Origin of the sequence: Pseudoroseomonas ludipueritiae, assembly GCF_014490445.1 — a bacterium.
Lineage (GTDB): Bacteria > Pseudomonadota > Alphaproteobacteria > Acetobacterales > Acetobacteraceae > Pseudoroseomonas > Pseudoroseomonas ludipueritiae.
Genome location: NZ_JACTUZ010000025.1, coordinates 21032 through 40087 on the forward strand (window position 1 = coordinate 21032; position 19056 = coordinate 40087).

13 protein-coding genes and 4 pseudogenes are annotated in these 19056 nt (G+C 64.0%); 9 read left to right on the top strand and 8 right to left on the bottom strand.

Going from position 1 to position 19056, the window contains the following annotated elements:
* The first annotated feature begins 35 nt into the window (after nt 1–35).
* Nucleotides 36–1616 carry an AMP-binding protein gene (locus tag IBL25_RS08640; protein WP_202986724.1) on the top strand — a complete coding sequence of 527 codons (1581 nt, stop codon included), beginning with the start codon at nt 36–38 and terminating at the stop codon, nt 1614–1616.
* On the opposite strand, the gene IBL25_RS27535 is transcribed toward IBL25_RS08640, so the two are convergent.
* Nucleotides 1583–1750 carry a zinc-binding dehydrogenase gene (locus IBL25_RS27535; protein ID WP_187778162.1) on the bottom strand — a complete coding sequence of 56 codons (168 nt, stop codon included), beginning with the start codon at nt 1748–1750 and terminating at the stop codon, nt 1583–1585. The two genes, IBL25_RS08640 and IBL25_RS27535, sit on opposite strands and share 34 nt — an antisense overlap.
* 6 nt (nt 1751–1756) lie before the next feature.
* Nucleotides 1757–2017 (bottom strand): MDR/zinc-dependent alcohol dehydrogenase-like family protein, encoded by a 261-nt coding sequence (locus tag IBL25_RS08650; protein WP_187778151.1) that lies wholly within the window; start codon nt 2015–2017, stop codon nt 1757–1759.
* 359 nt (nt 2018–2376) lie between these two features.
* Here IBL25_RS08650 and IBL25_RS08655 point away from each other — a divergent pair, with 359 nt between their 5' ends.
* Nucleotides 2377–3228, top strand: coding sequence for an SDR family NAD(P)-dependent oxidoreductase (locus IBL25_RS08655; RefSeq protein ID WP_202986725.1), 852 nt, complete (start codon nt 2377–2379; stop codon nt 3226–3228).
* A 142-nt stretch (nt 3229–3370) separates the two neighbouring features.
* Here the strand turns inward: IBL25_RS08655 and IBL25_RS08660 are convergent.
* The 5 genes and pseudogenes from IBL25_RS08660 to IBL25_RS08680 all read right to left on the bottom strand — a co-directional run bounded on the left by IBL25_RS08660 (nt 3371) and on the right by IBL25_RS08680 (nt 7900).
* Nucleotides 3371–4083, bottom strand: a pseudogene (locus tag IBL25_RS08660) (IS6 family transposase).
* Between the two features lie 73 nt (nt 4084–4156).
* Nucleotides 4157–5659, bottom strand: coding sequence for a tripartite tricarboxylate transporter permease (locus tag IBL25_RS08665; protein WP_187778153.1), 1503 nt, complete (start codon nt 5657–5659; stop codon nt 4157–4159).
* Between the two features lie 15 nt (nt 5660–5674).
* Nucleotides 5675–6157, bottom strand: a complete 483-nt coding sequence (locus IBL25_RS08670) for a tripartite tricarboxylate transporter TctB family protein (RefSeq protein WP_187778154.1) — start codon at nt 6155–6157, stop codon at nt 5675–5677.
* Nucleotides 6154–7188: a Bug family tripartite tricarboxylate transporter substrate binding protein gene (locus IBL25_RS08675; protein WP_187778155.1), complete on the bottom strand. Its 1035-nt coding sequence runs from the start codon at nt 7186–7188 to the stop codon at nt 6154–6156. The genes IBL25_RS08670 and IBL25_RS08675 overlap by 4 nt, the downstream gene beginning before the upstream one ends.
* A complete protein-coding gene (locus tag IBL25_RS08680; protein WP_187778156.1) occupies nt 7154–7900 on the bottom strand; it encodes a GntR family transcriptional regulator in 747 nt (248 codons plus the stop codon). The genes IBL25_RS08675 and IBL25_RS08680 overlap by 35 nt, the downstream gene beginning before the upstream one ends.
* 106 nt (nt 7901–8006) lie before the next feature.
* Here IBL25_RS08680 and IBL25_RS08685 point away from each other — a divergent pair, with 106 nt between their 5' ends.
* From IBL25_RS08685 to IBL25_RS08715, 7 genes and pseudogenes are all read left to right on the top strand, one after another.
* A complete protein-coding gene (locus IBL25_RS08685; protein ID WP_187778157.1) occupies nt 8007–9194 on the top strand; it encodes a CaiB/BaiF CoA transferase family protein in 1188 nt (395 codons plus the stop codon).
* 3 nt (nt 9195–9197) lie between these two features.
* Nucleotides 9198–10001 carry an enoyl-CoA hydratase gene (locus IBL25_RS08690; RefSeq protein ID WP_187778158.1) on the top strand — a complete coding sequence of 268 codons (804 nt, stop codon included), beginning with the start codon at nt 9198–9200 and terminating at the stop codon, nt 9999–10001.
* 16 nt (nt 10002–10017) lie between these two features.
* Nucleotides 10018–10968: a sugar phosphate isomerase/epimerase family protein gene (locus IBL25_RS08695; protein ID WP_367615581.1), complete on the top strand. Its 951-nt coding sequence runs from the start codon at nt 10018–10020 to the stop codon at nt 10966–10968.
* 269 nt (nt 10969–11237) lie between these two features.
* A pseudogene (locus IBL25_RS08700) lies at nt 11238–12408 on the top strand (IS3 family transposase); the annotation flags it as partial.
* Between the two features lie 47 nt (nt 12409–12455).
* Nucleotides 12456–12576: pseudogene (locus tag IBL25_RS26680) on the top strand (IS5/IS1182 family transposase); the annotation flags it as partial.
* 557 nt (nt 12577–13133) lie between these two features.
* On the top strand, nt 13134–16259 hold the full coding sequence (locus IBL25_RS26685; RefSeq protein ID WP_202986727.1) for a glycosyltransferase: 3126 nt from the start codon (nt 13134–13136) through the stop codon (nt 16257–16259).
* A gap of 35 nt (nt 16260–16294) precedes the next feature.
* Nucleotides 16295–18100 carry an HAD family hydrolase gene (locus IBL25_RS08715; RefSeq protein WP_187778159.1) on the top strand — a complete coding sequence of 602 codons (1806 nt, stop codon included), beginning with the start codon at nt 16295–16297 and terminating at the stop codon, nt 18098–18100.
* 40 nt (nt 18101–18140) lie between these two features.
* Here IBL25_RS08715 and IBL25_RS08720 read toward each other — a convergent pair.
* Nucleotides 18141–18904: pseudogene (locus tag IBL25_RS08720) on the bottom strand (IS5 family transposase).
* Nucleotides 18905–19056: the final 152 nt, after the last annotated feature.

Consider the following 19056-nt stretch of genomic DNA (forward strand, 5'->3'; position numbering starts at 1 on the left):
TTATTACGAAATATCGTCGTTAAGGCGAGGGGGAGATGATGTCCGAGCAGAGCGCTGCAAGGTCCGTGTATGAGAGCGGCACGATCGGCGACATGATCGTCACCCTGCTGGACCGCTATCCCGACCGTATCGCCTTCATCGACGGCGAACGCCGCTTCACCTACGCGGAAACCCGGGACGCGATCAGCCGCGCCATCCAGCAGTTGCGCGCTCTCGGGCTGAAGCGGGGCGACACAGTGGTGCAGCTCTCCGGCAACCGGCCGGAGGTGTTCTTCGTCACCGCCGCGATCTATCTCCTCGGCCTGCGCTCCGTGACGCTGCAGGCGATGGGCGGGATCGAGGACCATGCCTATATCCTCGGCCATGCAGAGACGCGGCTGATGCTGGCGGATTCGGCCTATGCCGAGCGGACCCGCGCGCTGCGCGGCCGATTGCCGTCCATCCCACACTGGTACCTGCACGATGCCGGCGGCGAGCTGCCGGGCTTCTGGGAGGAGGCCGCGCGCTTCGCGCCCGCGCCGCTTCCCTCCGAGGCCGGGGCGGAGGACGTGATCCGCCTGGCCTATACCGGCGGCACCACGGGCCGCCCAAAGGGCGTGATGCTCCCGGGCCGCGCGGTGATGACGCAGACCCTGCTGCTGATGGCCGGCCGCGCCTGGAGCGATGGGGTGCGGCTGCTCTGCCCCACCCCGATCTCGCATGGGGCGGGCGCGACGCTGATCCCCGTCCTTTGGCGCGGCGGCACCGTGATCCTGCAGAAGGGATTCGACCCCGACCGCTTCCTGGATGCGATGGAGGAGCACGGGGCCAATGCCACCTTCCTCGTGCCCACCATGGTCTACAAGCTGCTGGACCACCCGCGCACGCGCCGCACCGACTTCTCCCGCATGGAGACGCTGATGTACGGGGCGGCGCCGATGTCGCCGGCGCGGATCAGGGAGGGGCTGGAGGTGTTCGGCCCGGTCCTGCAGCAGGGCTACGGGCAGACCGAGGCACCGAGCGCCATCCTCACCCTTTCCCGCCAGGATCATCTGGACGCGGACGAGCGCATCCTCTCCTCCGCAGGCAAGCCCTATCCCGGCATCGCCGTGCAACTGCTGGACGAGAGCGACCGGCCCGTGCCGCAGGGCGAGGTGGGGGAGATCTGCGTGCGCGGCCCCCTGGTGATGGCCGGCTACCTCAAGCAGCCCGAGCTGACCGCCGAGGTGCTGCGCAACGGTTGGCTGCACACAGGCGACATGGCCTACCAGGACGCCCGTGGCTTCTTCTTCATCGTGGACCGCAAGAAGGACATGGTGATCTCCGGCGGCTTCAATGTCTATCCGAAGCAGGTGGAGGACGTGCTCACCACCCACCCCGCCGTCTCCGCCGCCGCCGTGATCGGCGTGCCGCACCCGACTTGGGGGGAGGCGGTGAAGGCCGTCATCGTCTGCCGCCCCGGCCGGAGCGCGAGTGCGGAGGAGCTGACGCGCTACGTGAAGGAGCGGCTCGGCAGCGTCCCCGCCCCGAAGAGCGTGGACTTCGTGGAGGGCCTGCCGCTGACGGTGCTGGGCAAGCCCGACAAGAAGGCCCTGCGCGCGCCCTACTGGGAGGGCCGGTCCCGGGCCGTGAGCTGAGCCGCCGCGTGGGCTTGGGGTGGCAACAGGATCTTCCCGAAATGACCGTTGGCCCGCATCCCGGCCAGCGCCTCCGCTGCCTGGTCCAGCGGATACTCCGCCGCGATCGGCAGGCGCAGGCGCCCGGCCTCCAGTGCGTCTCAGAAGCCGGCGCGCATGCGGCGGTTGATCTCGCTCACCTCCTCCGCGCTGCGGGTGCGGAAGGTGACGCCGACATAGGTGATCCGCCGCAGCGCGTGCGGTTCGAAGTCGAAGGCCGCCTCCCGCCCGCCGAGCCGCCGGACATTCACGACCCGGCCGAGGATGGCGGCGGCACGGAGGTTGGCGTTCATCATCGGGCCGGCGACCTGGTCCACGACGAGCTGCACGCCTTCCCCGCCCGTCGCGGCCAGCACCAGCACCGGTTAGCCGGATTACCCGTGTCCACGGACAGGTCGGCGCCGAACTCCACCAGCCGCGCGCGGCGCTCCGCATCGGTGGAGGTGCCGATCACCAGCCTGGCGCCCGTCTCCTTCGCAATCTGCAGCCTTATCAGCCCGGCGCCGCTGCTGGCGCCCTGGATCAGCACGGCCTCGCCCCTACGACGATTACCCTCATGCCCGTCTCTTCTCCCGCGCCGCCAGCCCGGCAGTATCCGCCTCGGACGAGGCAGTCATGCCGGTAGCTGTCCGCATCATCTTCTACGCGATCATGCGGCACGACGTGCACGACATCCGCTGATCACCTCCTGAAGAAAGACACGACCATGGATGCTCCAGGCTTGAACCACGCTCCGAACGCAACGGACCCGGGCCGCTCGGTCCATCCCGAGACGCTGGGCCAGGGCCCGCGCTGCCGGCGCCTGGCCGGCCGCCGCGTGCTGGTGGTCGGCGCCGGCCAGCGCGCCAGCAACGAGCCCGCCCCGCCGGTCGGGAATGGCCGCGCCATGGCCATGCTCTTCGCGCGGGAGGGCGCCTCGGTTGCCTGCCTCGACATCGTGCCCGAGGCCGCGGAGGCGACCTGCCGGATGATCGCGGGGGAGGGGGGGCACGCCGTCCCCATCACCGCCGACGTCGCCGACCCAGGCGCCATTCCCCGCGCGGTGGCCGAGGCGAAGGAGAAGCTCGGCGGCCTGGACGGCGTCGTGCTGAACGTCGGCATCTCCACACGGCAGAAGGTGGACGAGTTGACGACGGAGGACTGGGACCGCGTCTTCGCCGTGAACGTCCGCAGCAACATGCTCTTTGCTCAGCAGGCGCTGCGCGCGATGACGCCGGGCGGCTCGATCGTGCTGATCTCGTCCCTGGCCAGCCAACGCGCCGCATCGCGCAACCCGGCCTATGAGACATCTAAGGCCGCGCAGGTCGCCTTGGCGCGCAGCATTGCCCGCGCCGGGGAGCCGCTGGGGATTCGCTGCAACAGCCTCGCCCCTGGCCTGATGGACACCCCGATGGGCCGCGACGCCAGCCGCAACCGCGCCAACCGTGCCGCGCTGGTCCCTTTTGGCCGCCAGGGGACGGGCTGGGAGGTGGCCTATGCCGCGCTCTTCCTGATCTCGAACGAGGCGTCTTACGTGAACGGACACTGCCTGCTGGTGGATGGCGGTCTGGGCGCCGGGATCTCCAGGGATTGAGAGGGTGAGGATCCCGCGAGTTGGCCTCGCTGTCTGCACATTTTGGCGGGCAGTGTTGGTTCAAGCGTGGGGGAGAAGCGTGATCGGGCGGTTCTGTTGCGAACGGTGGTGCAGGGCAGAAGTGATACTGTAGAGCCCGACATCATGCAGTGGCGAGGAGGTTTGTGACGAACGCTGCCTGTGCTGCGGTGTCGCAACCACTGATCCCGTGAACCTGTCCCTTCCTGATCATCGCCATGCCTCGTAGCCCGCAACTATTATCCTGGCTGTCTGCAGGCCGCCGAAGCCAAGCCCTGGTCTGACCAGGCGTTTCATCCTCCGGTGGTCCTGCTCCACGATGTTGTTCAGGTACTCGCACTGCCGCAGCCGTGAGAAGCGCCAGAGTTCGCCCACTCGCTTCATGTCCACCACGGCACGCGGATAGGCCGGGTTCTTGTCCACCGTGATCGTCCGCGGGTTCACGGTATGCAGCTGCGCCAGTGCCTTGCGGAAGAAGCGCTTCGCCGCCGCGGCGTCCCGCCGGGCTGACAGCAGGAAGTCGATGGTCTGACCGAGGCTGTCGACCGCTCGGTACAGGTAAGTCCAGGCACCCTGGACCTTGATGTAGGTCTCATCGACCGACCAGGACCCGGTGCAGGGGCGCACGTGGCCTCGAACCCGCTGTTCAAGCTCGGCAGCGTAGGTCTGCACCCAGCGGAACAGGGTGGTGTGGTCAACCATGACGCCTCGGTCCGACAGCATGGCCGCGAGGTCCCGGTAGCTGATCGGGAATGCCAAGTACCAGCGCAGCGCCCACAGGATCACCTCGGACGTGAAGTGCCGCCCCTTGAAAGCTAGCTCCTGTCTCGCCGCCATCATGCCAGTCCCGCTCAGCCGCCCAGCGTCGTTCTACCTCACTTCGGCCACCCTGCCGTTTGCAACAGAACTGTCAGGCCTCCCTTGCCGCAGCAGGCTGGCGCAGCCGTGCCACGGCGCGCAGCAGCACTGGCCCCAGCAGCCCGACTGCGGTGATCAGCAAAAGCGTCACGGCGATCGGCCGCCCTGCGAAGCCGCTGACAATGTCGCTGCCGAATATCAGGATGCTCTGCTTCAGGCTTTCTTCCACCATCGCGCCCAATACCAACCCCATGATCAGAGGCGCGGGAGAGAAGCCGGTCCGCCGGAACAGAAGTCCGATGACGCCGAAAGCCATCATCAACCAGACATCGCCCATCGACTGATTGGCCCCATAGGCGCCGATCACCGAGAGCACGAACACGGCAGGCCAGAGCAGTGCCGGCGGAATCAGGCTGATCCTGGCAAAGAGCTTCGCGGCGCCGAGCCCGATCACGAGATACAGCAGGTTCGCGGCCAACATGGAGGAGAAGACGGCGTAGAGCAGGGTCGGCTGTTCGCTGAACAGATGCGGACCGGGCCGCACCCCTTGCACGATCAACCCGGCCAGCATGATGGCCGTTGTCGCACTGCCGGGAATGCCCAGCGCCAGGGTCGGCACCATGCAGCCGCCCACCGCCGCGTTATTGGCCGCCTCCGGGCCCGCGACGCCCTCGATCGACCCGTGGCCGAATTCATGCTTGTGCTTGGACCAGCGCCGCGTCTCGTTGTAGGAGATCAGGGCGGCGGTGGTGGCGCCGAGCGCGGGCAGGATGCCGATCAAGGTTCCGAGTACGCTGCCCATCCAGATGCTGCGATTGCACTTCTTGAACTCCTTGCGGCCGGGAATGCGCACGGCATCCATCTTCAGCAGGCTGGGCTTGCCCATCTGCTGCGTCGCCTGGTCCAGCATTTCCCCTACCGCGAAGAGGCCGATCAGGGCCGCGACGAAGCTGACCCCGTCCGTGAGGTCGTAAAACCCGAAGGTGAAGCGCTCCACGCCTGTGGTCAGGTCGATGCCCACGGTGGCGAGCAGCACGCCGAAGGCGGCCGCGATGAGGTTCTTGAGCGCACTGTCGCCACCCACCGCGCCGCACATGGAGAGGCCAAACAGCGCCAGGGCGAAATATTCCGGCGGGCCGAAGCTGTAGGCCGCTCTTGCCAGCAGGGGCGCCGCGATGATCATCGCGATGACGCTGAAGATGCCGCCAATGGCGCTGGCCACCGCCGACATTCCCAGCGCCATGCCGGCCTCGCCGCGTTCCGCCATCTTGTAGCCTTCCAGCGCCGTGGCGGAGGCGGAAGGATCGCGCGGTGCATTGACCAAGATCGCCGTGATGGAGCCGCCGAAATTAGCGGCGCAATAGATCGATCCGAGGAAGGCGAGGGATACCACGGGGTCCAGGCCGATGGTGATCGGCAGCATCAACGCGATCGTGGTGCTGCCGCTGATGCCGGGCAGGGCGCCGACGGTGATCCCCAGCACGGTGCCCGCGATGATCATGAAGAAGGTGAAAGGGTCGAGCAGAATGCCCATGCCGCCGAGAAAGGCTTCCATCTGAGCGGTGCCCCCTTAGCCGAACAGCGCGTCGCCGAGCAGGCCGCCCGGCAGGGTGAACTGGAAGACGCGGACAAAAAGCAGCCAGATCAGCAGCGTCATGATGGCCGCGCTGGGCACCAGCACGTGCAGCCGCCGTTCCCCCCAGGCCAGCCCCGCGGCAATGGGGAAGAGGAACATGGCGGCCAGCATGCCGGCCAAAGCCAGCACGCCGAAGAAGGCGAGGCACAGCCCGAGGGTCCACCAGGTGCAGGCATGCACCGGCGGCAAGGCTTCGGCATCTCCGCGTGCCGGGCGGGCAAAGAACAGGCAGACGGACAGCAGCAGGATGACGACGCAGATCAGTTGCGGGAACTCGGCGGCGCCCATGCCTTCCATCAGTGCCGCCGGCACCGTGTCGAAGGTGAAGGTATAGGCCAGGGCCAGGGCGGCAATGCACGCCGCCCCCAGGGCTACGAGTCGGTCACGGCCGAGCCACGATGCCAGGCCGCCGCTCATTGCGTGACGCCCAGATCGGCCAGCGCCTGGCGGCTGTCGTTGGAGAAGGCGACGAGCTGCGCGTGCCACGTCGCGCGCCCGGCGGCGCTGGTGCTGGCTTGGCCGGAATTCTTCAGGTATGTGGTGTAGGTCGGGCTGGCCATGGCCTTCAGCAGCCCTTGTTCCAGCTTGGCGATGCGGTCTTCCGGCGTGCCCTTCATCACCGCGAAGCCGCGTGTGGTGGCGGAAGCATAGTCGATCCGCTGCTCCTTCGCCGTCGGCGTGTCCGGCAGGGCGCTGACCCGTTCATTCGCCAGAACCATCAGCGGGCGCACCTCGCCGGCGCGGATCTGCGCCTCCGCCTCCGCATAGTTCAGCAATCCGACATCGATGTTGCCGCCGACCAGATTGACCACGATGTCGCCGCCGCCGCGGAAGGGCACCGCCGTGGCCGGGCGGATGCCGGCCGCCTTGGCGAAGGCCATTGTCGCCACGTGATCGACGCTGCCGACATGAGTGATGCCGAACTTCAGTGCGCGGCTCTTGCCGACGGACAGGAACTCGTCGGCCGAGCGCAAGGGGCTGTCCGCCCGCACCATGACGATCTGCGGGTCCTCCGTGGCGCGGGCGACGCCGACCAAATCGTCGATCTGGGTGGCGGTGCGGTTGCGCAGCATGGTGATCAGGTGCGTCTGCGTCATCAGCAGCAGCGTGTGGCCGTCCTTCGGCCGCTGCGCCGCATAGGCCAGGGCCGCCGCGCCGCTGCCGCCCGTCTTGTTCACAACGATGAGCTCGGTGCCCAGCTCTGCCGGGGCATGCACCATCACCATGCGTGCGGTGATGTCGGTGCCGCCGCCAACGCCGGAATGCGTCACGACCTCGATGGGGCGCGAGCCGAAGGCGGCGATCTCGGCGCGCAGGATACGGGGCGCGGCCAGCACGCCCAGGCCGGTCGCCACCAGCAGGCCGCGCCGGCCCAGGGTGGCGCCGCCCGGTCGGATCAGGGAATCAGGTGTCTCAGGTGGGCGGCCAGTCAGCTTTCCGTTTGTCATGGTTTCCTCCCGTGGCCGCTTGCTGCGGCCTTGCTGGATCTTTTGGGCAGCTCGCGGCGAAGCGTTGTCGGCCGCCCTTGATATGCGCCTCTCCGGCGGCCTGCGCCGCCGCGCCGTCCCTGGCGCGCAGCGCCTGCAGGATGGCGGCGTGTTCCGCGTTGGACTGGCGCATATTCTCCGGCTGCAGCAGCACGCGGCGGCGGAACAGGTGCAGTTCCTTGCCGAGGTCCGCGTAGATCCGCGCGGCGCGTGCATTGCCGGCCACCTCGAACAATGCGGCGTGAAACTGCAGGTTCAGCGCGTAATAGCCCGCCGCATCCTCGTTCTGCTCCGCCTGCGTCAGCTGTTTCAGCAGCGCCTCCATGGGCGCCAGCAGGGCGGGGGTCGCGCGCTCGGCGGCCCGTTCCGCCGCATGACTGGTCAGGGCGACGCGGATGTCGAACACATCCAGCGCTTCCTCGACGCTGATCTTCCGCACATAGGAGCCCTGGTTCACCACGGCCACGATCAGGCCTGACCGTTCCAGCCCACGCACGGCCTCCCGCACCGGGCCACGGCTGACACCGAGCCGGGCGGCGAGCAACTGCTCGTTGAGTCGTTCCCCCGGCGCGATCTCCCCGGAGAGGATGAGCTGTTCAATCTCCTGTCCCACCAGGGAGGCGAGGGAGCGGGTGCGGACAATGTCGAGCGGCGTGGAAAGAGGAGCAGACATGCGGCGAGGTTGCGCCTCGTCATGCAAGCCTGTCAACTGAATGATGTAAACTGTCGACAGTTGCCGGGAACAATCGTAGCCTTACTGGACAAACGGAGGAAACGCCATGCCGCAGCCTGCCACGGCGCTCTCGCGCTACACTGTACTCGACCTCACCCGTGTCCGATCCGGCCCTACCTGTGTGCGGCAGTTCGCAGATTGGGGCGCGAAGGTCATCAAGATCGAGATGCCGGAAGGCCTGGATGAGGGAGACCCGATGGGCGGGCCGCGCCAGGGGCCGGACTTCCAGAACCTGCACCGCAACAAGCAGAGCATGACCCTGAACCTGAAGAGCGCGGAGGGCGTCGCGATCTTCCAGGAGATGGTCCGGCAGGCCGATGTGGTGGTGGAGAATTTCCGCCCAGATGTGAAGGACCGCCTCGGCATCGGCTATGAGAGCCTGGCGGAGATCAATCCGCGGCTGGTCTATGCCTCGATCTCCGGTTTCGGGCAGGATGGGCCCTATGCGGGGCGTCCGGGCTTCGACCAGATCGCCCAGGGCATGGGCGGGCTGATGTCCATCACCGGGCAGCCGGGGCAGGGGCCCATGCGCGTGGGCATTCCCATCGCCGATCTCTGCGCCGGTATCTTCGCCGCGCAAGGGGTCCTGGTGGCGCTGCTGGAGCGGGAGATATCGGGCAAGGGGCAGTGGGTGCAGACATCCTTGCTGCAGGCCCAGATCTTCATGCTGGACTTCCAGGCGGCCCGCTGGCTGCAGGCCGGCGAGGTGCCGAAGCAGGCGGGCAACAACCACCCCACCAGCATCCCCACGGGCGTCTTTCCCACAGCCGACGGCTACATGAACATCGCGGCCACGGGCCAGCGGATCTGGCAGCGCTTCGCCATGGCGCTTGGCCACCCCGAATGGCTGGAAGACCCGCGCTATGCCGCCGCCGCCGCGCGCAGCCAGAACCGCGACGTCCTGAACGAGGAGATCTCGGCGGTGACGCGCGGTGATACCAGTGCCAATTGGGTCGCCAGGCTGAACGAGGCCGGCGTGCCCTGCGGGCCGATCAACAGCATCGATCAGGTCTTCGCCGATGAGCAGGTGAGGCATCTTGGCATCGCGGCCTATCTGAATGGCGGCAGCAATGACCCTGTGGGCTATGTCGCGCAGCCCATGACGTTGAGCCGGACGCCCAGCAGCATCGTCAGCCATCCTCCGAGGCACGGCGAGCATACCGAGTCCATTCTGGCCGGGCTTGGCTACACGCCCGAGCAGATCGCCGACCTGCGCGGCCGGCAGGTGGTCTGAGCCATGCCGGACACCCCTGTTCCCGCCCCCGCCGGCCGCATCCAGCACCGCCGGGAAGATGGCGTCGGCTGGATCACCATCGACAACCTGCCGCGCCGCAACGCGCTCTCACCCGAGATGTGGCAGGCGCTGGGCGACACGCTGGCCGAGTTCGAGGCCGATGCGGCGGTGCGCTGCATCGTGCTGACCGGCGCCGGCGACCGCGCCTTCGCCTCCGGCTCCGATATCTCCCGCTTCGAGGAGTCGCGCACCACGGCGGAGCAGATCGCGGAGCATCGCGCGCGCAACCAGCGGGTGCATGACCTGCTGCGGCAGATGGACAAGCCGAGCATCGCCATGATCCGCGGCCACTGCATCGGCGGTGGCCTGGCGATCGCGCTCTCCTGCGACCTGCGCATCTGCACCGAGGATGCCGATTTTGCGGTGCCGGCCGCGAAGCTCGGAGTCGGATACGAGCTGGATGGGGTGCGCAAGCTGGCGCAGATTGTCGGCCCGGCCTTCGCCAAGGAGATTTTCTTCACCGGCCGCCGCTTCAGCGCGGCGGAGGCTTACGAGATGGGGCTGGTGAACCGGGTGGTGTCGTCCGCCGCGCTGGAAGCTCATGTGACGGAAATCGCCCGGGGCATAGCCGCCAACGCGCCCCTGACGATCCGCGCCTCCAAGCACATCATTGCGGAGTCCCTGAAGGGCCAGCCAGATGAGGCGCGTTGCGACCGCCTCTACCAGGATTGCTTCGACAGCGAGGATTACAGGGAGGGCCGCCGCGCCTTCATGGAGAAGCGGCCGCCGCAGTTCCAGGGCCGCTAGAGGAGATCCCGGTCAGGTGGGAGCACCTGACCGGGTGAGGATGCCCATAAGAACAACGAACCAGGGCAACCCAGCGAATCATGGCAAGGGCAACCGCCCGGGCCGGAGCAATGAGGGAGGGAAGATGACCACAACGGAAAGCCTGTATGACCGCATCGGCGTCGATATCGGGCGCCGGGCGAAGCTCGAGGACGGCATCGCCTGGGCCGCCCGCAACGCGGTGCGCTACATCGACATCCAGTTGGACTACGGCGAGAACGCCTTCACCCGCTTCGATGATGCCCGCGCCGCCTCTGTTCGGGACGCCTGCGAGCGGCACGGTATCCATCTCGGCCTCCACACCCTTTCGGCGGTCAATGTCGCGGAATACTCGCCGATCCTGTCAGAAGCGGTGGATGACTATCTGAAGGGATATATCGACATCTTCCCGAAGCTTGGTGCCCATTGGATCGTGGTTCACGCGGGGTACCACTTCTCCGCTGATGTCAAGCCGCGCATGGAGGCAGGGTTGGAACGCCTCAAGCGCATGGTGGGTTATGCCGAGCGCAAAGGTGCCAGGCTCCTGCTGGAGAACTTGAACAAGGAACCGGCAGATGCCGAGGTCCATTACCTTGCCCATACCATGGAGGAATGGACCTACTACTACGACAGGATCGACAGCCCGGCCTTCGCGCTGTCATTCACCGCCAACCATGCTCATCTTCTGCCGGAGGGCATACCCGGCTTTGTTGATGCCATCCCCTGGCACCGGGTGAAGGAGGTGCGGCTGGCGGACTGCTTCCGCAACGGCACGGAGATCCACTTGCCACCCGGGCAAGGCGACCTGGATTTCCCGGACATGTTTCGCCGCATCGAAGCCACAGGCTTCACAGGCCACTACATGAATGCTTTCGGCACTCTGGAAGACATGCAGGCGGCCCGCCGGACCATGGCCGAAGGTGCCTCAGCTGCGGCCATGGGTGACTGACCGCCCCATGACCTCAGCTCACCAGGACGTAATTCCGTTCGCCTGCACAACTGGACACCTCGAAGTGCCCATTGCTGCGCGGGTTTCGTGAACAGAGTCGTCGCCCCAGCGCGCAACGCGCTTCTGCTGACGGCCGGGGCATTGCCAGGTTGATGCTCTCTGGCCGGAACGATATGGTCGGGCCGAACTGGCGGGATGTCACCAGACTGATCCTCAACCTGCGAAGTGGTCCGCCTTGAAGTACGGCTTCAAGTTGGAGGAGGACGGAGATGGCGAGGAAGAAGCACCGGCCTGAGGAGGGCGTGGCCAAGCTGCGGCAGGTGGATGTCCTGGTCTCGCAGGGCAGTCGGTGGCGGAGGCGATCCGGGCCATTGGGGTGACGGAGGTCACCTACTATCGCTGGCGGCGGTAGTTCAGAGGTTTGAAGTCGGACCAGGTGAAGCGGCTAAAAGACCTGGAGACGGAGAATGCCCGGCTTCGCAAGGCAATTGCGGACCTGACGCTCGACAAGCAGATCCTGGCGGAGGCTGCCCGGGGAAACTACTGAGCCCCGCGCGCCTGCGTTAAGCATGTGTGTTGTACGCTATCCGTCTCCGAGCGCCGCGCCTGCGCGGCGCTCGGCCAGCACCGCTCGACGCAACGCAAGGCGCCGCGGGGCCGCAACGACGAAGAGCGGCTCACGACCGACATCATGAAGCTGGCGCGGCAGTATGGCCGCTATGGCTACTGCAAGGTCACAGCCCTGCTGCGAGATGCCGGCTGGCTGGTGAACGACAAGCGGGTGGAGCGGATCTGGCGGCGCGAGGGACTGAAGGTGCCGCCGCGCCAGTCGAAGCGCGGGCGGCTATGGCTGGCCGACGGCTCCTGTATCCGGCTGCGCCCGGAGCGGCGCGACCACGTCTGGAGCTACGACTTCGTCGAGGGCCGTACCCACGACAGGCGCAAGTTCAGGATGCTCAACGTCTTCGACGAGTTCACCCACGAGTGCTTGGCCATCCGGGCGGGGCGCAGGCTCAAGGCGGTAGACGTCATCGATGTTCTGTCCGACCTGTTCATCCTGCGCGGCGTGCCCGCCCATATCCGCTCAGACAATGGCCCAGAGTTCGTGGCCAAGGCGGTGCGGAGCTGGATCACGGCGGTCGGAGCCAAGACGGCCTACATCGCGCCGAGCAGTCCATGGGAGAATGGGTATGTGGAGTCGTTCAACGCGCGCCTGCGCGAAGAACTGCTGGGCGGCGAGATCTTCTACAGCCTGCGCGAAGCCGAGGTGGTGATCGAAAGCTGGCGTCGGCACTACAACACCGTACGTCCGCATGCATCGCTCGGTTTCAGGCCGCCTGCGCCAGAGGTCGTCCTACCCAGCTTCGCGGTGTGGCCGCGGCGCGACGCCGGTCGGCCTTGCCAACCACACAAGTCATAGCGCCCAGGTCAACGCTCAACTAACATTCGCAGCGGACCGCCCGGTGGGGGCCGATCAGCATCGAAACATGTTCGGCAGGCTCAAGGACTGGCGCCGCATTGCCATGCGCTATGACCGCTGCGCTCACACCTTCATGTCCGCCATCTGCCTCGCCACCACTCATCCTCTTCTGGATCAATGAGTCCTAAGTCTATTAACGGTGCAGTAGTGCGGCACCTTCCGGAGCCCCTAGACTTTTTTGGAACTCCTGTCACTCGGCCACCAGGATCATGAAGCCGCTGTGATCGGTGCGTAGGAAATGGTGCAGCACCAGGAGCGCGAAAGGCTTGGCCTGGGCGAAGTCATGCCGTGAGGTCCGGCTGCTATAGGACGGAAAGGTCTGGCGCCTGACGGCCTATGCCTCGCGCGCCACCCGCACCGTCGATTTCGTCATCCCGCGCATCGAGGACCTCGTGCTCATATGCCGACGTCCTTCCAGCGCATTTCCTTGCCAGAAGGCGTCAATAGGGTAAGTATAAATTAACAGCCATCGACGAAAAGGACGTTTTCGCCTACAAAGAAGGAAAAATCACCCATTAGAAGATCCTAGAAATTCCAGATCGAAGTAAGGATTAGCAAGTTGTTAAACGAAACCCTACGATGCCTTACGCCCTCCTCCTTCTGGATGCCGCGACATCTGGTTACTTCAGCTTGGCTAGAGCATGCGCCTTTTGCTTTCTGGCTTATGGAAGCACTTCGCCCCAAGATGTTTGTTGAACTCGGCACACATGCCGGATTTTCTTACCTGACGTTCTGCCAAGCGGTACAACAACTCGATTTACCCACAAGATGTTTCGCTATCGATACATGGGAGGGGGACGAGCATGCAGGATTCTATGGCAATGAGGTCTTCGCGGCGCTCCACATGGTCAACGAAGAGAACTACGCCACCTTTTCCAGGCTAGTGCGCTCGCGGTTCAATGATGCTTTATCTTACTTTCCCAATGGAGAAATCGATCTCCTGCATATCGATGGCCGCCATACTTACGAAGATGTGCTAGAGGACTTCACGACTTGGAGGCCAAAGCTGTCGGACCGCGCGGTGGTCCTCTTCCATGATACCAATGTGCGGGAGCGGAATTTTGGGGTGTGGCAGCTCTGGAATGAGCTTTCCGTTCAGTATCCTTCCTTCGAGTTCTTCCACTGCCACGGCCTTGGAGTCCTTGGACTGGGAAAGGCGCTTCCAGAAGCGATCCAACCCCTCCTGAGCAGCAGCCTGGGGGAAGCCGTGGCCCTGCGCGCCGCCTACTCCCGCCTCGGCGCCGCTGTGTCGCGCCAAGCCGTCCTCGAGCACGCCCGCCAGGAAATAGGGCATCGTGACGTGCATATCGGCAATCTCCAGCAGGAGATCAGCACGCTTTCTCAGCAGCGAGCCGATCCTGCGGCCGAAGAGGTTTCTGGCCTCCGGCAGGAGCTTGCTTCCTTGACTTCACAGATTGAGGGCCTCCGCCAAATCGCCGCGGCCGAGAGGGAGGCTGCGGCTGCCATCGAGGCTGAGCGTCAGGCTCTTCATGCTAAGCTCGCCGCCGTAGAGGCAGAGCGCCAGACGCTCGAATCTGAGCTCGACAAGGAGCGGCGTGAATTACGTCACCGGAGCCAAGCCCAGGAAGCCGTGGAGCGTGGCATCGCCCAACTGCGACATGACCTCGCAGAACGGGATCGCAAGCTTCGCAACCAGTCCAACGTCCTGCTCCAGCAGACGCAGCGGGCGGAGGAGCTCGCGCGCAGCAAGCAGGATGTTGATCACAGCTTGTCACATTTGCAGCACGAGATCGCACTGCTCTCCGAGGAACGCACGAATCTTGCTCAGCAGCTTGCGTTGATGGAGCACAGCACGTTCTGGCGAGCAACAGGTCCCCTGCGCCGTAGATTGTCGAGCATGCCCGATGGTGTGCGTATCAGCGCGCGCCGTTTCGCCAAGGCGCTTTGGTGGGCGTCGACCCCTCACCGGATGCCTGAGCGCTTGCGCTTTTTGAAGGCGCGGCGGCTGGGCGGCATCAGCGTGGCCCAGCCGGAGCCTATGCAGGCAATAGAGGCGCAGCTGACGGTGCAGGAAGCGCCGCTGACAGTGAAGGAGATCGCCTTCGTGCCTGCCCCGCAGTCAGGCCAACCCCACACAGACGTGCAGTTGGCGAGTGCTTCCGGAACCTATCGCTTCCAGCCTCCTACCGGGGGATATACCTACATTCCGCCACGCCAGCCGGACGATCTTGAGAGACGGGTCCGGCAACTGACGCACTCCGTGCTTTTCTCCATCGTGGTTCCGGTCTACAATACGCCTCTCGACCTGCTCGCACGACTGGTCGCCTCGGTAAAGGCGCAGTGGTACTCGTCCTGGGAGCTTATTTTTGTCGACGATGCAAGCCCCAATGATGCGGTTCGCACAACCCTTTCTGCATTGCAAGACCCACGTATTCGGACAATCTTTTCTGACAAGAACCGTGGGATTTCGGATACAACGAATATTGGGCTCAACGCCGCTCAGGGTGAATATGTCGTGTTCCTGGACCACGACGACGAGCTGACCGTAGATTGCCTCTACGAGCTTGCGCTCTGCATCGAGCGCGACGATCCTGACTTCATCTACAGCGACGAAGACAAGATCGCGACGGACGGAAGCTTCACGCAGCCGTTCTTCAAGCCGGATTGGTCTCCGGATACGATGATGAGCACAATGTTTACCTGCCACGTCATGTGCGTACGGCGCTCATTGCTCGAGAAGGTTGGTGGCCTTCGGAAAGAGTTCGACGGAAGCCAGGACTATGATTTCGTACTTCGCTTGGTCGAACACACCAACCGTATCTCGCATATCCCCAAAGTCCTCTATCACTGGAGGATCATTCCCGCGTCTGTGGCATCGGACCTGAACGCCAAGCCGTACGCCATTGAAGCATCGCGAAGTGCGAGAGAAGCGGCATTGAAGCGGCGTAACCTGCAAGGCGTGGTAGAGCCTGTTTCGCAGGTGCCTGGCTATTTTCGAATTCGTTACGATGTGGTCGGGACCCCGCTGATCTCTATCATCATTCCCAGCAAGAACAATGCGGCCGTCCTCAGGCGCTGCGTAGAGTCCATCCAGGATTTGTCTAGCTATCGAAACTTCGAAATCATCATCATGGATAACGGATCGACCCACGTCGATGCCGTCCGCACGCTCCGTTATTTCTCCGCACAAGACGGCATTCGCGTCATTCCTCACAATCAACCGTTCAATTACTCCGAGCTCAACAATATTGGTGTTCGTCATTCACAGGGAGATATCCTTCTGTTTCTCAATGACGATACGGAGGTTCTCTCACCTGACTGGCTTGAGCGTATGGCTGGATACGCTCAGTTGGACCATGTGGGCGCGGTGGGAGCCAAGCTCCTTTATCCCAACTCACGGAGTGTCCAGCACAACGGGGTGCTCAACCTCGACACCGGTCCGGCGCATGCCCTCCTGCGAGAGGATGCCGACAGCCCCGGCTACTTCATGCGCAATCTGCTAGAGTGGAACTGGCTGGCCGTCACCGGCGCCTGCCTAATGGTTGAGCGGCGCAAGTTTGAGGCGGTCGGCGGCTTCAACGAGAAACTTCCAATTGCCTACAACGACGTGAAGCTCTGCTTCGACCTAGTAGATCATGGTTACTATAACGTAGTCTGCCCGGCGGTCGAACTCACCCACCATGAGTCGCTCACCCGCGGAGCGGATGAACTGACGCCGGAGAAGCGGGCACGCTGCATGAGGGACATGGAACTTCTCTATCGGCTGTCTCCTCACTACTTTATGCGGGACCCGTTCCATAATCCCAACCTGCATCCGAGCAGCGTACACTTTGCCCTAGCAACCGCCTGATCCCCCCCCTTTCATCTCAGATCCAGACGAGCATCATGTCCGCGACAACAGCAAGCAAGCTCTTCCAGCCAGACCATGTTACCCCGGCGCTGCTGCAGAGCGTTGCCGAGGCACGCGCAATATCGTTTGATGTCTTTGACACCTTGTTTGTCCGACCTCTGCAGGACCCTGAGGACGCATTCGACATGCTCGGCGAGAAGTTCGGCATACCCGACTTCCGCGCCTTGCGGCGCGCCGCCCAGCAGCATGCCTTCGTGCAGATGGCGGATGAGGGGCGCAGGGAAATCACCCTCGACGGCATCTACAGCTTCCTGGAGGGCTTGCCTGTCCGGGCCGCCGCGCTCAAGCAAGCCGAGTACGACCTTGAACTCGCGCTGACCTTACCCAATCCGGAGATGATCGGGCTGTTTCGCGAACTTGTGGAACAGCAGCGGCAGGTCGTGATTACCTCTGACATGTATATGCCGTCCGCTTTCTTCCTGGACCTCTTCCAGCGGCATGGCGTTCCGCCCGTGCCAATGTTCATCTCCTCCGACCGCAATGCGACCAAGCGCGACCATGGTGAACTCTTCCGCATCGTATCGGAGGAATTAGGGGTCGAACCGGCTTCGCTCCTCCATATCGGCGACAACCCACACTCGGATGTGGCGAAAGCCCTGGAGAGTGGGATGAAGGTATTCCACTATAGGACCACACGACCGTCCCGCTCGACGCAGCCTTCTTCTCCCTCTGCCTCCCTTGCCGGAGCCCTCTCTAAGATCCACGATGCGGACATCAAGCCGGGCTCCTTCCATGAACTCGGCTTCTCCTATGGTGGGCCGGCCGCCTTCGGCTTCCTGCAATGGATCAAGCAGCATGCCTCCGCAGACGGAATAGACCTCCTGCTTTTCATGTCTCGCGATGGTTATGTGCTGGACCATCTTGTGCGACAGGAGGAAGCAGGCGCCCTGCCAGCCTCCACGTATTTCGAGGGGTCTAGGACTGCCTTTACGCTCGCAGCCATCAACGAGCACAACTTCGATGCCCATCTCGATTTCCTCCTCAGCGGGTCCCACGGCCTCTCGCCTTTCGAGGTATTCGAGCGAATCGGGGTAGTGGCGCCGGCAGATTGCCTTCTCGACGACCTAGGACTGGGCCGCGATGTCAAGATCCAGGACAGCACCATGCCGCAGATGCGCACATTGCTGCGCGCTCTTCGCTGGAGAATCCTCGAGGTCTGCCGGCGTAACCGGCGCGGCCTGTTCCATTATCTGCGCAAGCTTCAGATCAAGCCGGGGATGCGGCTAGGCCTTGTAGACATCGGCTGGAGCGGCACCACTCAAAACGCTTTCGAGAAAGCTTTGTCCGGAATAGTCGAGGTCAGCGTCACAGGATATTACTTCTGCCTCGTAAACTCCCCCGAACGTTTGCGGCGGCAGGTATACCTGAACATGAAAGCGATGGTGTCGGAGCAGACTGTATCGTCTGACCTGCTCGACCGCATCTATGCCAATCGTGTTGCCGCAGAGCTACTTTTCTCAGCGCCCCACGATGCCGTCATTGGCTATGATGTTCAGCCGGACGGCACTGTGTCGACCGTGACCGATAGAGGCCGCGGCAAGGTTACCAGCATGCAGAATGCAGCACGTGAGATCACGCGCGGTGTGGAGGAATTCGGCAGCCGCTTCCGCGAAATCTGTCGGTCCGCAGGTTTCGAGCCTTGGCCGCTAGACACCACTTGGCCATTCATCGAGTTCATCACTCATCCCGAACGTGCAATGAAGGCGCTGGGCGATATTCAGAACTTCGACGCATGGGCAAGCACACGGAACAGCGTTATGCGCACGAGAGATTATCTGTGATCCTCCTCTGAATGGATGGGTGCCCCTGAGTAAGTTAGGCTCAGGGCTCATTGATCCAGAAGAGGGCGGTGGCGGCGAGGCAGATGGCAGACATGAAGGTGTGGGCGCAGCGGTCATAGCGCATGGCGATGCGAGGCCAGTCCTTGAGTCTGCCAAACATGTTCTTGATACGGTGCCGCTGGCGGTAGAGCTTCCTGTCGTGCGGGATTCGTTGCATGCGACCACGGCGTTACGGAACGCAGGGCTCGATGCTGCGAGCAGTCAAGGCTTGGCGGAAGCGGTTGCTGTCATAGCCCTTGTCGCCGATCAGAACGCGGGCGGGCGGCAAGGTGGCAAGCATCAGCGCTGTGCCCTTCTGGTCGCTCACCTGCCCTTCAGACAGCAGCATGACCATTGGACGGCCCTGCCCATCCGGACGACGTGGAACTTGGAGTTCAGGCCGCCCTTGGTGCGCCCAATACGGGGGGGAACAGCGCCTTTTTGAGCAAGCTGCCTGCTGTGCAGTGGGCCTGGAGGTGCGTGGCTTCAATCATCAGACGGTCTGGCTCCCCTTTGCGTCCGGCCAGCTCCGCGAAGATGCGGTTGAAGACGCCCATGCGGCTCCAGCGGATGAAGCGGTTGGACCGCGTCTTGTGGGGGCCGTACTCGGCAGGCGCATCGCGCCAGCGAAGGCCGTTGCGGATGACGTGGATGATGCCGCCGACGACCCGCTGGTCGTCCACCCCGTGGCACACCATGCGAGAGCGGGAAGTAGCGCGAGATCCGCTCGATCTGTGCCTTCGTCAGCCAGAACAGGCCAGCGATGGCAGCACCTCCGGCTACCATGGAATCACGGCAGAATCGAAGCGCAAGAGGGTCGTTCATAAACCCTCAGCTTAGAACTACGTATGTTAACGATGAGCGTAATCTAAGGCCTGTTAGATCTTGATTGCTGTTCCCATGTTCTGGGTATGGCG

Coding starts and splice junctions, on each gene's coding strand:
- IBL25_RS08665 (WP_187778153.1), bottom strand. CDS start 5,659: ATGGAAGCCTTTCTCGGCGGCATGGGCATTCTGCTCGACCCTTTCACC.
- IBL25_RS08670 (WP_187778154.1), bottom strand. CDS start 6,157: ATGAGCGGCGGCCTGGCATCGTGGCTCGGCCGTGACCGACTCGTAGCC.
- IBL25_RS08680 (WP_187778156.1), bottom strand. CDS start 7,900: ATGTCTGCTCCTCTTTCCACGCCGCTCGACATTGTCCGCACCCGCTCC.
- IBL25_RS08715 (WP_187778159.1), top strand. CDS start 16,295: ATGTCCGCGACAACAGCAAGCAAGCTCTTCCAGCCAGACCATGTTACC.
- IBL25_RS08640 (WP_202986724.1), top strand. CDS start 36: ATGATGTCCGAGCAGAGCGCTGCAAGGTCCGTGTATGAGAGCGGCACG.
- IBL25_RS26685 (WP_202986727.1), top strand. CDS start 13,134: ATGTTTGTTGAACTCGGCACACATGCCGGATTTTCTTACCTGACGTTC.
- IBL25_RS08690 (WP_187778158.1), top strand. CDS start 9,198: ATGCCGGACACCCCTGTTCCCGCCCCCGCCGGCCGCATCCAGCACCGC.
- IBL25_RS08675 (WP_187778155.1), bottom strand. CDS start 7,188: ATGACAAACGGAAAGCTGACTGGCCGCCCACCTGAGACACCTGATTCC.
- IBL25_RS08685 (WP_187778157.1), top strand. CDS start 8,007: ATGCCGCAGCCTGCCACGGCGCTCTCGCGCTACACTGTACTCGACCTC.